14 protein-coding genes are annotated in these 13723 nt (G+C 59.9%); 11 read left to right on the plus strand and 3 right to left on the minus strand.

Annotated elements, in window-relative coordinates:
• Positions 1-261: 261 nt before the first annotated feature.
• From AB4O16_RS24395 to phhA, 3 genes are all read right to left on the minus strand, one after another.
• Positions 262-1455: an amino acid aminotransferase gene (locus tag AB4O16_RS24395; protein ID WP_460156035.1), complete on the minus strand. Its 1194-nt coding sequence runs from the start codon at positions 1453-1455 to the stop codon at positions 262-264.
• On the minus strand, positions 1455-1811 hold the full coding sequence (locus AB4O16_RS24400) for a 4a-hydroxytetrahydrobiopterin dehydratase (RefSeq protein WP_046816880.1): 357 nt from the start codon (positions 1809-1811) through the stop codon (positions 1455-1457). The genes AB4O16_RS24395 and AB4O16_RS24400 overlap by 1 nt, the downstream gene beginning before the upstream one ends.
• Positions 1812-1917: 106 nt before the next feature.
• Positions 1918-2709, minus strand: a complete 792-nt coding sequence (gene phhA / locus AB4O16_RS24405) for a phenylalanine 4-monooxygenase (protein WP_160388221.1) — start codon at positions 2707-2709, stop codon at positions 1918-1920.
• Between the two features lie 280 nt (positions 2710-2989).
• Between phhA and AB4O16_RS24410 the strand changes: the two genes are divergently transcribed.
• The 11 genes from AB4O16_RS24410 (at position 2990) to flgJ (ending at position 13719) form a co-directional block, all read left to right on the plus strand.
• On the plus strand, positions 2990-4549 hold the full coding sequence (locus AB4O16_RS24410; RefSeq protein ID WP_095945466.1) for a sigma-54-dependent transcriptional regulator: 1560 nt from the start codon (positions 2990-2992) through the stop codon (positions 4547-4549).
• Positions 4550-4706: 157 nt separating this feature from the next.
• On the plus strand, positions 4707-4874 hold the full coding sequence (locus AB4O16_RS24415; RefSeq protein WP_095945465.1) for a periplasmic nitrate reductase, NapE protein: 168 nt from the start codon (positions 4707-4709) through the stop codon (positions 4872-4874).
• Between the two features lie 37 nt (positions 4875-4911).
• Positions 4912-5178, plus strand: coding sequence for a chaperone NapD (locus tag AB4O16_RS24420; protein ID WP_460156036.1), 267 nt, complete (start codon positions 4912-4914; stop codon positions 5176-5178).
• A complete protein-coding gene (gene napA, locus AB4O16_RS24425) occupies positions 5169-7673 on the plus strand; it encodes a nitrate reductase catalytic subunit NapA (protein ID WP_460156037.1) in 2505 nt (834 codons plus the stop codon). Before AB4O16_RS24420 ends, napA begins: the two co-directional genes overlap by 10 nt.
• An 11-nt stretch (positions 7674-7684) precedes the next feature.
• On the plus strand, positions 7685-8176 hold the full coding sequence (locus tag AB4O16_RS24430; RefSeq protein ID WP_460156038.1) for a nitrate reductase cytochrome c-type subunit: 492 nt from the start codon (positions 7685-7687) through the stop codon (positions 8174-8176).
• Positions 8177-8185: 9 nt separating this feature from the next.
• The gene (locus AB4O16_RS24435) at positions 8186-8782 is read left to right on the plus strand and encodes a cytochrome c3 family protein (RefSeq protein WP_085723386.1); all 597 of its coding nucleotides are present in this window, start codon (positions 8186-8188) and stop codon (positions 8780-8782) included.
• A gap of 203 nt (positions 8783-8985) precedes the next feature.
• Entirely contained in the window at positions 8986-9726 is a 741-nt protein-coding gene (locus tag AB4O16_RS24440; protein ID WP_160388223.1) for a flagellar basal body rod protein FlgF, read from the plus strand.
• A gap of 45 nt (positions 9727-9771) precedes the next feature.
• Positions 9772-10557: a flagellar basal-body rod protein FlgG gene (gene flgG / locus AB4O16_RS24445; protein WP_047532060.1), complete on the plus strand. Its 786-nt coding sequence runs from the start codon at positions 9772-9774 to the stop codon at positions 10555-10557.
• A gap of 52 nt (positions 10558-10609) precedes the next feature.
• Positions 10610-11305, plus strand: coding sequence for a flagellar basal body L-ring protein FlgH (gene flgH, locus AB4O16_RS24450; RefSeq protein WP_150716535.1), 696 nt, complete (start codon positions 10610-10612; stop codon positions 11303-11305).
• Between the two features lie 27 nt (positions 11306-11332).
• Entirely contained in the window at positions 11333-12421 is a 1089-nt protein-coding gene (locus AB4O16_RS24455; RefSeq protein WP_160388299.1) for a flagellar basal body P-ring protein FlgI, read from the plus strand.
• Between the two features lie 11 nt (positions 12422-12432).
• Positions 12433-13719 (plus strand): flagellar assembly peptidoglycan hydrolase FlgJ, encoded by a 1287-nt coding sequence (gene flgJ, locus AB4O16_RS24460; protein WP_460156039.1) that lies wholly within the window; start codon positions 12433-12435, stop codon positions 13717-13719.
• The last annotated feature ends 4 nt before the right edge of the window (positions 13720-13723 follow it).

Here is a 13723-nt window from a genome sequence, read left to right on the forward strand (position 1 = left end):
CGCTAAGTCTGTTGATAGATCTGGTCGATCCGCGCTTTAGAAAAAGCCTTGGCAGGATACAGCACTGAAAATGACAAACAGACTTTTATATCTATTTGTTTCGACGGACGGGGTTGTATAGACAGATCCAGAGGGGCAACACAAACAAATGTGGGAGCGAGCTTGCTTGCGATGGCGGTGTGTCATCCAACATACATGTCGTCTGATAGACCGCTATCGCGAGCAAGCTCGCTCCCACAGGGGATTTGCAGTGTGTGAGGGTTACTTGCAGACGCTGGCAATCGCCTCGGCCAGCAAATCCAAACGCGTAGCATCAATGCCGGCGACGTTGGCTCGCCCTGAGCTGACCATGTACACGCTGTGGTGATCGCGCAGGTTCTTCACGTGTTCCGGCGACAGACCGGTGTAGGAAAACATCCCGCGTTGCACGCCAATGTGCGCAAAACGCTCGCGCAAACCATGAGGCTCCAGTGCCTCCACCAGACCGCTGCGCAGTTGGGCGATGCGCAGGCGCATGGCTTCCACTTCGTCGGCCCAGAGGTTTTTCAACTCTGGGTCGCCGAGGATGGTCGCGACGACGGCCGCACCGTGATCCGGTGGTGTCGACCACAGGTTGCGGGCGATGTTGGCCAACTGGCTGCGAATGTCGGTGAGCTTGTCGGCGCTTTTCGCGCAGACAATCAGCGCACCGGTGCGGTCGCGGTACAGGCCGAAGTTCTTCGAGCAGGAGCTGGTGATCAGCAGTTCCGGCAACTCGGCGGCGAACAGCCGGGTCGACCAGGCGTCCTGTTCCAGGCCGTCGCCGAATCCTTGATAGGCGAAGTCGATCAGCGGCAGCAGTTCGCGCTTGCGTACGACCTCCAGCACCCGCTGCCAGTCATCCCGGGACAGGTCGAAACCGGTCGGGTTGTGGCAGCAGGCGTGCAGCAACACCACGTCGCCCTTGGGAGCTTCATTGAGCGCCGCCAGCATGCCGTCGACATCGAGACGGTTGTCGCTGCCCACGTACGGGTAGTGGCTGACCTTGACCTTGGCTGCCGCGAAAATCGTTTCGTGGATTGGCCAGGTCGGGTTGCTCAACCACACGCCGCGCCCTGGCAGGCACTGGGCGATGAAGTCCGCGCTCAGGCGCAAGGCCCCGGTGCCACCCGGCGTCTGGGTGGCGCCGGCGCGTTGTGCGTCGATCAGTTTCGAATCGGCGCCCAGCACCAGTTCATTGATGGCCTTGCCGAACGCCGGCTCGCCGTGGCCGCCGATGTAGGTCTTGGTCGGCTGACTGTCCACCAGGCGTTGCTCGGCAAGTTTCACCGATTCGAGAATCGGCGTCAGGCCCAGGGCGTCCTTGTAGACACCCACGCCCAAATCGAACTTGCGCGGGTTCGGGTCCTGCGCGTAGGCCTCCATCAGGCCCAGGATCGGGTCGCCGGGTACTCGACCGATGGCGTCGAAATGCATTACTTGCGCCCCTCAGCGTCCTTGGCAACGATGTCGGTGCGCGCGGCCATGATGAAGTCGTTGCGATGCAGCCCCTTGATCGAGTGGCTCCACCAGGTCACGGTGACTTTGCCCCACTCGGTCAGCAGGCCCGGGTGGTGGCCTTCAGCCTCGGAGATTTCACCGACGGCGTTGGTGAACGCCAGGGCGTGCTTGAAGTTCTTGAACAGGAAAACCTTTTCCAGCTGCATGATGCTGTCGCGTACTTCGATGTTCCAGTCCGGGATCTGCTTGATCAGGATCGGCAGTTCTTCGTCGCTGACTTGTGGAGCGTCGGCGCGGCAGGCTTCGCAATGGGCTTGGTTCAAAGTGGACATTGGTGTGCTTCCTGAAATCGAGTGTTTTTATATCGGTCGACAGTGCCGTCACGCTAAACCAAAGCGACGGTGACTGACAGACTCACTTGTCAGCAAAAGTCGCGGTTCACGCAGCTTTTGGTTTTGGCGGAAATTTCGGTGCGTGCAGACCCATCTGCATCGCTTGCTTGACCATGCCCATGATGTCTTCGCGAGCGAGGTCGAACAGACGCTTGAGATTGGGCAACGCGAAGTACAGTGGCTGCAGGATGTCGATGCGGTACGGCGTGCGCATGCATTCCAGCGGGTCGAAGGCTTGATGCTCAGGCTCGTCCGACAGGCAATACACGGTCTCTTTCGGTGAAGACAGGATGCCGCCGCCGTAGATGCGCTGGCCTTGCGGGGTGTCGACCAGGCCGAACTCGATGGTCATCCAGTACAGGCGCGCCAGGTACACGCGTTCTTCCTTGGACGCCTTGAGGCCGAGCTTGCCGTAGGTGTGGGTGAATTCGGCGAACCACGGGTTGGTCAGCAGTGGGCAGTGGCCGAAGATCTCGTGGAAAATGTCCGGCTCTTGCAGGTAGTCCAGTTCCTCGCGGGTACGAATGAAGGTCGCTACCGGAAACTGCTTGCTGGCCAGCAATTCAAAAAAAGTCTGGAAGGGAATCAGTGCGGGAACCCGGGCAACCTGCCAGCCGGTGGTTTCACCGAGGACCTTGTTGATTTCGCCGAGTTGAGGAATGCGGTCGTGGGGCAGACCGAGTTTTTCGATACCGTCCAGGTACTCCTGGCACGCACGCCCTTCGATCACTTTCAGTTGGCGAGTGATCAGCGTGTTCCACACCGCGTGTTCTTCGGCGGTGTAGTCGATAAAACCTTGCGCATCGGGCTCGCGAGCCACGTATTGCGTCTGCTTCATGCTGCTCTCCTGCTAAGGGATTTCGTTCTTGTTATGTGCTGCTATGGACCTAGAAATACCCCATGGATTGCATCGTTGCAGCAGGTGGTTTGCGGCCAGCGTAGGAAAAAACCTCGAAAATCGTAAAGTTTTCGTTACGAAAGCTCGTTCGGCGCGTGCCGACTGAGATTTTCGGGTTTGAAAAACGCCTTCCCTGTCACATAATCTTGACGACTATCTGAGCGCTCATGCAGAAAAATCTCTGCCAATGGCCTCATCCTTCACTGTTTGGGCCTTTTTCATGCGTATCAAAGTCCACTGCCAGAACCGCATCGGCATCCTGCGCGACATTCTCAACCTGCTGGTGGAGTACGGGATCAACGTGGCCCGCGGTGAGGTGGGCGGTGAGCATGGCAATGCCATCTATCTGCATTGCCCGAACCTGATCAACATCCAGTTCCAGGCCTTGCGTCCCAAGTTCGAAGCGATTGCCGGAGTCTTTGGCGTCAAGCGTGTAGGGCTGATGCCCAGCGAGCGTCGGCACATGGAACTCAATGCACTGCTCGGCGCGCTGGAATTTCCGGTGCTGTCGATCGACATGGGCGGTTCCATCGTCGCGGCCAACCGGGCAGCGGCGCAGTTGCTCGGGGTGCGGGTCGACGAGGTGCCGGGTATTCCCCTGTCGCGCTACGCCGAAGACTTCGATCTGCCGGAGCTGGTGCGCGCCAACAAATCGCGGATCAACGGGCTGCGGGTCAAGGTCAAGGGTGATGTGTTCCTCGCCGACATCGCGCCATTGCAATCGGAACATGACGACAGCGAGGCCATGGCCGGTGCGGTGCTGACGCTGCACCGCGCCGACCGCGTGGGTGAACGCATCTATAACGTGCGCAAGCAGGAGCTGCGCGGCTTCGACAGCATCTTCCAGAGTTCGAAAGTCATGGCCGCCGTGGTCCGCGAAGCGCGGCGCATGGCACCGCTGGATGCGCCTCTATTGATAGAAGGCGAAACCGGCACCGGCAAGGAGTTGCTGGCGCGGGCCTGCCATCTGGCCAGTCCGCGCGGGCAGTCGCCGTTGATGGCGCTCAATTGTGCCGGTCTGCCGGAGTCGATGGCCGAGACGGAGTTGTTCGGGTACGGCCCGGGTGCCTTCGAGGGCGCGCGGGCCGAAGGCAAGCTCGGGCTGCTGGAGCTGACGGCGGGCGGTACGCTGTTTCTCGATGGCGTCGGCGAAATGAGCCCGCGCTTGCAGGTGAAATTGCTGCGCTTTTTGCAGGACGGCTGCTTCCGTCGCGTGGGCAGCGATGAAGAGGTCTATCTCGATGTGCGGGTGATCTGCGCGACCCAGGTCGACCTGTCCGAATTGTGCGCTCGCGGCGAGTTCCGCCAGGACCTCTATCACCGCTTGAACGTGTTGTCGCTGCACATCCCGCCGCTGCGCGAGTGCCTCGACGGATTGACACCGCTGGTGGAGCATTTCCTCGATCAGGCCAGTCGGCAGATTGGCTGCCCGTTGCCCAAGCTCGCCCCGGCGGCCATGGAGCGGCTCAGTCATTACCATTGGCCGGGCAACGTGCGGCAACTGGAGAACGTGCTGTTCCAGGCGGTTTCCCTGTGCGACGGCGGCACGGTCAAGGCCGAGCACATTCGCCTGCCGGACTACGGCGTGCGTCAGCCGTTGGGCGACTTTTCGCTCGAAGGCGGTCTGGATGAAATTGTCGGACGCTTTGAAAAAGCAGTGCTGGAACGGCTTTATTCGGAACATGCCAGCAGCCGATTGCTCGGCAAGCGGCTGGGTGTTTCCCATACAACGATTGCCAACAAGTTACGTGAATATGAAATAGGGAAGCTGGAGCGTTAATAACTCATTTAAATAAGAATATTTATCGAGTGTAAATAATTAACCAGCGCCTTCACTTCGTATTTGAAGCACTAAAACTGCTGCTGTTGATCTGAATCATGGAACTTGTCGAGTTAGCCATCTAGGCTCTCCTCACAGTTTGGCAGGAGCGCTAACCATGCCATCAATGGATGACTCTACCCGGCGAGTTCGCAAAGAAACTCGCCTGTTCTATTTCCTGATCATTGTTCTGTTCCCACTGTTATCGGTGGCGATAGTCGGTGGTTACGGTTTTTTCGTCTGGTTTCTGCAAATGCTCCTCGGTCCGCCAGGCCCTCCTAACTGATCGCCATCCATCTCTAATTCAGCATGGAGTACGGGTCATGGAAAAGACGTTGCACATCGCCAGCCTGGTGGTACATGCCCGTCCTGCCTTGTTCGAGGCGGTGAAAGCCAATCTGCGTTTGCTCAAGGGCGTTGAGCTTCATCAGGAAAGTCCCGCCGGCAAACTGGTGGTTGTGCTGGAAACCGAACACGAAAGCCAGATCCTTCAGCGAATCGATCAGATCAACCGCTTGCCGGGTGTGCTCAACGCCGCCCTGGTTTATCACGAAATTCTCGATGTAACGGGAGAAAGCACATGCCTATGACGCGGCGAGAGTTTGTCAAAGCCCAGGCTGCCGGGATCGCGGCAGCGGCTGCGGGCCTCCCGGTGTTTACCTCTGCCAGCAACCTGGTTACCGAAGAAGACATGGTTGCCCTGGATTGGAACAAGGCGCCCTGTCGTTTTTGTGGTACCGGTTGCAGCGTCATGGTGGCGACCAAGGACAACAGGGTTGTTGCAACCCACGGCGATGTAAAAGCCGAGGTCAATCGCGGGTTGAACTGCGTCAAAGGCTACTTTCTATCCAAGATCATGTACGGCGTTGATCGGCTGACTCAGCCGCTGTTGCGCATGACCAATGGGCAATATGACAAACAAGGCGAGTTTCACCCGGTGTCCTGGAAGCAGGCGTTCGATGTGATGGAGTTGAAGTACAAGGAGGCGCTGAAGAACAAGGGTGGTGAATCCATCGCCATGTTCGGTTCCGGACAGTGGACGGTCTGGGAAGGGTACGCAGCCAACAAGTTGATGAAGGCGGGGTTTCGCTCGAACAACATCGACCCCAATGCACGCCATTGCATGGCCTCGGCGGTCATGGGGTTCATGCGCACTTTCGGTATCGATGAGCCGATGGGCTGTTATGACGATATCGAAGTCACCGATGCGTTCGTCCTGTGGGGTTCAAACATGGCGGAAATGCATCCGATTCTGTGGAGTCGGGTGACCGATCGCCGTTTAAGTCAGCCAAATGTGAAAGTGGCCGTGCTCTCTACGTTCGAACATCGCAGTTTTGAACTGGCCGACATTCCGATGGTGTTCAAGCCACAGACTGATTTGCTCATTCTCAACTACATCGCCAACCACATCATTGAAAGCGGTTCGGTCAACAAAGACTTCGTCAGCAAGCACACCAAATTCGCCAAAGGCACCGATGACATCGGCTACGGTTTGCGTGCCGATAATCCGCTGGAGATGAAGGCCAAGAATGCCGACAAGGCGAACACCTGGACCGACATCGACTTCGAGCAATTTGCCGCTTTCGTCAAACCCTACACCCTCGAGCGCACCGCGAAGGAAACCGGGGTGCCGGCCGAGCGCCTCAAGGCATTGGCCGAACTGTATGCCGACCCCAAGCGCAAGGTGGTTTCGTTCTGGACCATGGGCTTCAACCAGCATACCCGGGGTGTGTGGGCCAATAACCTGATCTACAACATTCACCTGCTGACCGGGAAAATCAGCGAACCGGGCAACAGTCCTTTCTCGCTGACGGGCCAACCTTCGGCCTGCGGGACGGCGCGTGAGGTGGGCACGTTCTCCCATCGCTTGCCTGCCGACCTGGTGGTTACCAACCCGGCGCACCGCGCCACCGCGGAAAAAATCTGGAAGCTCCCGGCGGGCACCATCAAGGAAAAGGTCGGGTTCCATGCCGTGCAGCAGAGTCGCATGCTCAAGGATGGCGTGCTCAATGTGTATTGGACCATGGCCAGCAACAACATGCAGGCAGGGCCCAACATCATGCAGGAAGTGCTGCCGGGGTGGCGCAACCCCGAGAACTTCGTGGTGGTGTCGGATGTGTATCCCACCGTCTCGGCACAGGCGGCGGATCTGATTTTGCCCACGGCCATGTGGGTCGAGAAAGAAGGTGCTTACGGCAACGCGGAGCGGCGTACGCAATTCTGGCATCAACTGGTTTCGGCGCCGGGTGACGCCAAGTCGGACCTCTGGCAATTGGTCGAGTTTTCCAAGCGCTTTAAAACCGACGAGGTGTGGTCGCAGGAGCTGTTGGACGGTTCACCGCAATACAAGGGCAAGACCCTGTATGAGGTGCTGTTCAAGAATGGCCAGGTCGATCAGTTCCCGGTTGAGCAAATGGCGGCAGGCTATCAGAACGACGAAGCCCGGGATTTCGGTTTCTACCTGCAAAAAGGCCTGTTCGAAGAATATGCCCAGTTCGGCCGTGGACATGGTCATGACCTTGCACCCTTTGATCGTTATCACTCCGAGCGCGGGTTGCGCTGGCCTGTCGTCGAAGGCAAGGAAACGCTTTGGCGCTTCCGTGAGGGTTACGACCCCTATGTCGAGAAGGGCAGCGGCGTGCAGTTCTACGGCTACCCCGACAAGAAGGCGATCATCTTCGCGCTGCCCTACGAGCCACCCGCGGAAGCCCCGGACGCGGACTTCCCGTTCTGGTTGAGCACCGGTCGGGTGCTTGAGCATTGGCACACCGGGACCATGACCCAGCGTGTCGAAGAACTCTATAAAGCGGTCCCCGACGCGCTGGTCTACATGCACCCGGCCGATGCCAAGGCCTTGAATGCCCGGCGTGGCAGCGAAGTGAAACTGATCAGTCGGCGCGGCGAAATGCGTGCGCGCATTGAAACCCGAGGGCGCAACAAGCCGCCCCAAGGTCTGGTGTTCGTGCCGTTTTTCGATGCCAACAGGTTGATCAACAAAGTCACGCTCGATGCGACGGACCCCATCTCCAAGCAAACCGATTACAAGAAATGCGCGATCAGGATTGAGTTGATCAAGACGGCATAAGGAGAGCTTTCATGAATTATCGTTCGCTGCCCCTGATTGCCGCTCTGCTGGTGTGGTTGCCCGCAGCGTTTGCGGCAGACCCCGGTTACCCACTGGATGCGCCGGCGCCGGACGGGCGGCGAGTCGGCGGGACCCTGACCCAGGAGCTGCCGGCGCCGCCCATCGCGGAAGACGAGAACAAGGACCTCAAGCGTGAGCGCAATTACCCCGAGCAACCGCCCACCATTCCCCACAGCATTCGCGGCTATGCCATCGACAAGAACAGCAACAAGTGCCTGTCCTGCCACAGTCGCGCCAACAGTGCGCGTACCCAGGCGCCGATGATCAGCATCACGCACTACATGGACCGTGACGGCCAGGCATTGGCGGCGGTGTCGCCGCGCCGATACTTCTGCAACCAGTGTCACGTGCCGCAAAAGGATGTGAAGCCACTGGTGAACAACAGCTTCAAGAACATCGACCAGGTCTTGCAAGACGAAATCAACCATCAGCCGAAACCTTGAGGAGAGGCCATGAAATCTTTGCTTGCCTTGCTCAAGGATTATTGGGGTGTGCTGCGTCGGCCCAGCGTGCATTACAGCCTGGGCTTCCTGACCCTTGGCGGGTTTATCGCCGGGGTGATTTTCTGGGGTGGGTTCAACACCGCGCTGGAAGCGACCAACACCGAGAAGTTCTGCACGTCCTGCCATGAAATGCGCGACAACGTTTTTGTCGAGTTGCAGGAAACCATTCACTACACCAACCGCTCGGGCGTGCGCGCCACGTGCCCGGACTGCCACGTCCCCCACGAGTGGACGCACAAGATCGCCCGCAAGATGCAGGCTTCCAAGGAAGTCTGGGGCAAGCTGTTCGGCACCATCAGTACCCGGGACAAGTTTCTGGGCATGCGCCGGGAGCTGGCCGAACACGAGTGGGCACGGCTCAAGGCCAACGATTCCCGGGAGTGTCGCAACTGCCACAACTTCGAGTTCATGGACTTCACACGCCAGGGCAAACGCGCCGCCAACATGCACTCCACGTCATTGGCCAGTGGCCAGGCAACCTGTATCGACTGCCATAAGGGCATTGCCCACAAACTGCCCGACATGAGCGGTGTGAAAGGCTGGTAGCCGGCTTTTCACGGCGTTGCCGCCAAACGGCATATCCGCGCCGGTTTTTCGTCTTCGATACCTTGTTCGATTCCCCTCCGATTAGCCTCGAACCCCGTGTTTCAAGGGGGTTCGAGCCTCTGCGCGCAAGTTGGTCTGCAAATTGCTACAACCTGCGCAACACAGCAGTGGGCGGCAAACGTCCGGCAGGCAGAGGAAAGAGTGTGGACAAGTACCTTTATGTGGCTATGACCGGCGCCAGCCAGAATGCACTGGCGCAAAAGGCGCATGCCAACAACCTCGCGAACATCTCCACCAACGGCTTCCAGAAAGACCTGGAGCAGGCCCGTTCGATGCCGGTGTTCGGTGACAGCTTTCCGGCGCGTGCGTTTGCCATGGCCGAACGCCCGGCCACCGATTTCTCCCCTGGCTCGCTGGTGGAAACCGGCCGTGACCTCGACGTTGCCGTGCAAGGCAACGGCTGGATTGCCGTACAGAATCCCGATGGCGGTGAAAGCTACGTGCGCACCGGCAGCCTGAACGTCGACGCCCTTGGCGTGTTGCGCGCCGGCAACGGCATGCCGGTCATGGGCAATGGCGGGCCGATTGCCGTGCCGCCCGAGCAGCAGATCGAAGTCGGCGAGGACGGCACCATCAGCATCCGCGCGATGGGCGAAGGTCCCCGGGTGATGGCTGAAGTCGACCGCATCAAGCTGGTCAACCCGGACTTCAAGAACATGACCAAGGGCCTGGACGGCTCGATCCACACCAAGGACGGCCAGCCTGCGCAGGCAGACGCCGACGTCAAGCTGGTGTCGGGGTTCCTCGAGTCGAGCAACGTCAATGCCGTGGAAGAGATGACCTCGGTGCTGGCCTTGTCCAAGCAGTTCGAGCTGCATATCAAGATGATGAACACCGCCAAAGACGATGACCAGGCCATGGCTCGGGTCTTGCAGATCAGCTAATTACCAGAACGTCGCGCCGTAAAACAGGCGCACGAGGAGAATCGAATGCTTCCGGCTCTATGGGTTGCCAAAACAGGTCTGTCCGCCCAGGACACCAACCTGACCACCATTTCCAACAACCTGGCGAACGTGTCGACCACGGGTTTCAAACGTGACCGCGCCGAGTTCCAGGATCTGCTCTATCAGATCAAGCGTCAGCCTGGCGCCCAGTCGACCCAGGACAGCGAACTGCCGTCGGGCCTGCAACTGGGTACCGGTGTGCGCATCGTCGGCACCCAGAAAAACTTCACCGCCGGCAGCCTGCAAACCACCGAGCAGCCGCTGGACATGGCCATCGACGGTCGTGGTTTCTTCCAGATCCTGCAACCGGACGGCACCACCTCCTATACCCGTGACGGTACCTTCCACCTGGACTCCAACGGGCAGATCGTCAACGCCAGCGGCTTTGCCCTGGAGCCGGCCATTGTCATTCCGAACGATGCGCAGACCTTCACGGTCGGCCGCGACGGCACCGTGTCCATCACCGTTGCCGGCAACCCGGCTGCCCAGGTGATCGGCAACCTGCAAACCGCCGACTTCATCAACCCGGCCGGCCTGCAGGCCGTGGGCAACAACCTGTTCCTGGAAACCGCCGCCAGCGGCGCGCCGCAAGTCGGCACCCCGGGCCTGGCCGGTTTCGGTACCACGCTGCAGAACACCCTGGAAACATCGAACGTCAGCACCGTTGAAGAGATGGTCAACATGATCACCACCCAACGCGCCTACGAGATGAACTCCAAGGTGATCTCCACCGCCGACCAGATGCTCTCGTTCGTAACGCAGAATCTGTAATCAAGTCTATGAGGCGGCCATGAGGTCGCCTGCAACACCGTGAGGTAGGGTCATGAATCGCTTCGTCTCTGTTCTGGCATTGAGTGGGATTACCGTGCTCGCAGGCTGCGTGCCTGTGTCGCCCAAGCCCAATGACCCTTACTACGCCCCGGTGTTGCCGCGCACGCCGTTGCCGGCGGCGGCGAACAATGGCTCGATCTATCAGGCCGGTTTCGAGCAGAACCTGTACAGCGACCGCAAGGCGTACCGGGTGGGCGACATCATCACCATTACGCTGAACGAAAAAACCCAGGCCAGCAAAAATGCCAACTCGCAGATCGGCAAGAACAGCAAGACCGACATTGGCCTGAGCTCGTTCTTTGGCGGTGGCTTGAGCACCAACGATCCGATCGGCAGCGGCGACCTGAGCCTCGATGTCGGCTACAGCGGTGACCGTGCGACCAAGGGTGACAGCAAGGCGGCGCAGGGCAACACCCTGACCGGCTCGATCACCGTGACCGTCGCCGATGTATTGCCCAACGGCATCATCGCGGTGCGCGGCGAGAAGTGGATGACCCTCAACACCGGCGATGAGCTGGTGCGGATTGCCGGGCTGGTTCGCGCCGATGACATCGCCACCGACAACACCGTGTCGTCGACCCGGGTCGCCGATGCGCGCATCACCTACTCGGGCACCGGTTCGTTTGCCGATGCGAGTCAGCCAGGCTGGTTCGACCGTTTCTTCCTCAGCCCGCTGTTCCCTTTCTAGGTGGTCAGTTTGAATCTTAAACACCTCATGGTGGCCGCCTTGATGTTGTCTGCAGCCTTCAGCGCTCAAGCCGAGCGCCTGAAGGACATCGCCAGCATTTCCGGTGTGCGTTCCAACCAATTGATCGGTTACGGCCTGGTGGTCGGGCTTAACGGCACCGGCGACCAGACGACGCAAACCCCGTTCACCCTGCAGACCTTCAACAACATGCTCTCGCAGTTCGGCATCAAGGTGCCGCCGGGTTCGGGCAACGTGCAGTTGAAGAACGTCGCGGCGGTGTCGATCAGTGCCGATCTGCCGGCGTTCGCCAAGCCGGGGCAGCAGGTCGACATCACCGTTTCGTCCATCGGCAACTCCAAGAGTCTGCGTGGCGGCACCTTGCTGCTGACGCCGCTCAAGGGTATCGACGGCAACGTCTATGCGGTGGCCCAGGGCAACCTCGTGGTCGGTGGTTTCGATGCCGAAGGTCGCGACGGCTCGAAGATCACCGTCAACGTTCCGTCGGCCGGGCGCATCCCCGGTGGTGCCTCGGTGGAACGTGCGGTACCGAGCGGTTTCAACCAGGGCAACAGCCTGACGCTGAACCTCAATCGTTCCGACTTCACCACGGCCAAGCGCATCGTCGACAAGATCAACGACATGCTCGGCCCTGGCGTGGCCCAGGCCATCGACGGCGGTTCGGTTCGCGTCACCGCGCCGCTCGATCCGAGCCAGCGCGTCGACTACCTGTCGATCCTCGAAAACCTCGAGATCGACCCGGGCCAGGCGGTGGCGAAAGTCATCATCAATTCCCGTACCGGCACCATCGTGATCGGCCAGAACGTCAAGGTGTCTCCGGCGGCCGTGACCCACGGCAGCCTGACCGTGACCATCACCGAAGACCCGATCGTCAGTCAGCCAGGCCCTCTGTCCAACGGCACGACGGCGGTGGTGCCGCGTTCGAAGGTCAATGCCCAGCAGGAAGCCAAGCCGATGTTCAAGTTCGGCCCGGGTACCACCCTCGACGAGATCGTGCGGGCGGTGAACCAGGTCGGCGCGGCACCGGGTGACTTGATGGCGATCCTCGAAGCGCTGAAACAGGCCGGCGCGCTGCAAGCCGACCTGATCGTGATCTGAGGACGGCCATCGTGGATATGCGCAAGAGCGGTCTGGTCAGCAGCAGTGATTCAGGTTCCTACTCGGACCTCAATCGTCTGAATCAGCTCAAGGTCGGCGACAAGAACAGCGACGGCAACATGCGCAAGGTCGCGCAGGAGTTCGAATCGCTGTTCCTCGGCGAGATGCTCAAGTCGATGCGTTCGGCCACTGAAGCGCTGGGCCAGGACAATCCGATGAACACCCCGGCGGCCAAGCAGTACCAGGAAATGTACGACCAGCAACTGGCCGTTTCCATGTCTCGCGAAGGCGGTGGTATCGGTCTGGCGGACGTGTTGATGCGCCAGATGTCGAAGAACAAACCGCTGGCGCCGGGCGAGGCTGCCGCTGCGTCCCTGGCCAAGCAAGAGGCCGCGAAAGCCGCCGTGCAAACGCCGGTGGCGGCAGGCACGGTGGCAATCAACGGGCCGCTGTCGCGGGTCAATGGCCAGCGTCCGTTGTGGGCGTCGCGCTCGGTCCATGCGCCGCAAGAGGCGGGCGAGGGCGGTCATCGCAATGACATGGCGCTGATCAATCAGCGTCGCCTGGCATTGCCGCCGAAGCTGGCCGACCGGCTGCTGGCCGGGCTGGTGCCTTCGGCGACGACCGTGGCTACGACAGTCAACAAAACTCAATTGCCAGAGCGCACAACGACTACCGGTGCGGGACCGCTGTACAACGGCGACTGGCTGGCGAACGCGCAGCAGGCCTCCAGCGGCGGCATGCAGGTTTACGGTCGCGCCATGGCACAGATTCCTCTGGCGCCGCCGAAGAAAGCCTTCAGCTCCGCCGACCAGTTCGTCAACACCATGTTGCCGATGGCCAGGGAAGCGGCGGCGCGGATCGGTGTCGATCCACGTTATCTGGTGGCCCAGGCGGCCCTGGAAACCGGCTGGGGCAAATCGGTCATGCGTGCCCAGGACGGCAGCAGCAGCCACAACCTGTTCGGCATCAAGGCCGGCAGCAGTTGGCAGGGCGGTTCGGCGCGGGCGATCACCAGCGAATTCAGAAACGGGCAGATGGTCAAGGAGACGGCCCAGTTCCGTTCCTACGACTCCTACAAGGACAGTTTCCACGACCTTGTGACTTTGCTGCAGACCAATAATCGCTATCAAGATGTCGTGAAGTCGGCCGATAACCCAGAACAGTTTGTGCGCGAGTTGCAGAAGGCCGGTTACGCAACCGACCCGGACTACGCAAGCAAGATTTCGCAGATAGCCAAGCAGATGACGAGTTACCAGAACTACGCTGCGGCGGGCGTTTCCACCACGCCTTTATAGGCAC

It is taken from the genome of Pseudomonas sp. S2_H10, from assembly GCF_054668285.1.

Coding starts and splice junctions, on each gene's coding strand:
- AB4O16_RS24435 (WP_085723386.1), top strand. CDS start 8,186: ATGAAATCTTTGCTTGCCTTGCTCAAGGATTATTGGGGTGTGCTGCGT.
- flgG (WP_047532060.1), top strand. CDS start 9,772: ATGCTTCCGGCTCTATGGGTTGCCAAAACAGGTCTGTCCGCCCAGGAC.
- AB4O16_RS24395 (WP_460156035.1), bottom strand. CDS start 1,455: ATGCATTTCGACGCCATCGGTCGAGTACCCGGCGACCCGATCCTGGGC.
- AB4O16_RS24415 (WP_095945465.1), top strand. CDS start 4,707: ATGCCATCAATGGATGACTCTACCCGGCGAGTTCGCAAAGAAACTCGC.
- AB4O16_RS24410 (WP_095945466.1), top strand. CDS start 2,990: ATGCGTATCAAAGTCCACTGCCAGAACCGCATCGGCATCCTGCGCGAC.
- AB4O16_RS24455 (WP_160388299.1), top strand. CDS start 11,333: ATGGTGGCCGCCTTGATGTTGTCTGCAGCCTTCAGCGCTCAAGCCGAG.
- AB4O16_RS24420 (WP_460156036.1), top strand. CDS start 4,912: ATGGAAAAGACGTTGCACATCGCCAGCCTGGTGGTACATGCCCGTCCT.
- AB4O16_RS24430 (WP_460156038.1), top strand. CDS start 7,685: ATGAATTATCGTTCGCTGCCCCTGATTGCCGCTCTGCTGGTGTGGTTG.
- AB4O16_RS24400 (WP_046816880.1), bottom strand. CDS start 1,811: ATGTCCACTTTGAACCAAGCCCATTGCGAAGCCTGCCGCGCCGACGCT.
- napA (WP_460156037.1), top strand. CDS start 5,169: ATGCCTATGACGCGGCGAGAGTTTGTCAAAGCCCAGGCTGCCGGGATC.
- phhA (WP_160388221.1), bottom strand. CDS start 2,709: ATGAAGCAGACGCAATACGTGGCTCGCGAGCCCGATGCGCAAGGTTTT.
- flgH (WP_150716535.1), top strand. CDS start 10,610: ATGAATCGCTTCGTCTCTGTTCTGGCATTGAGTGGGATTACCGTGCTC.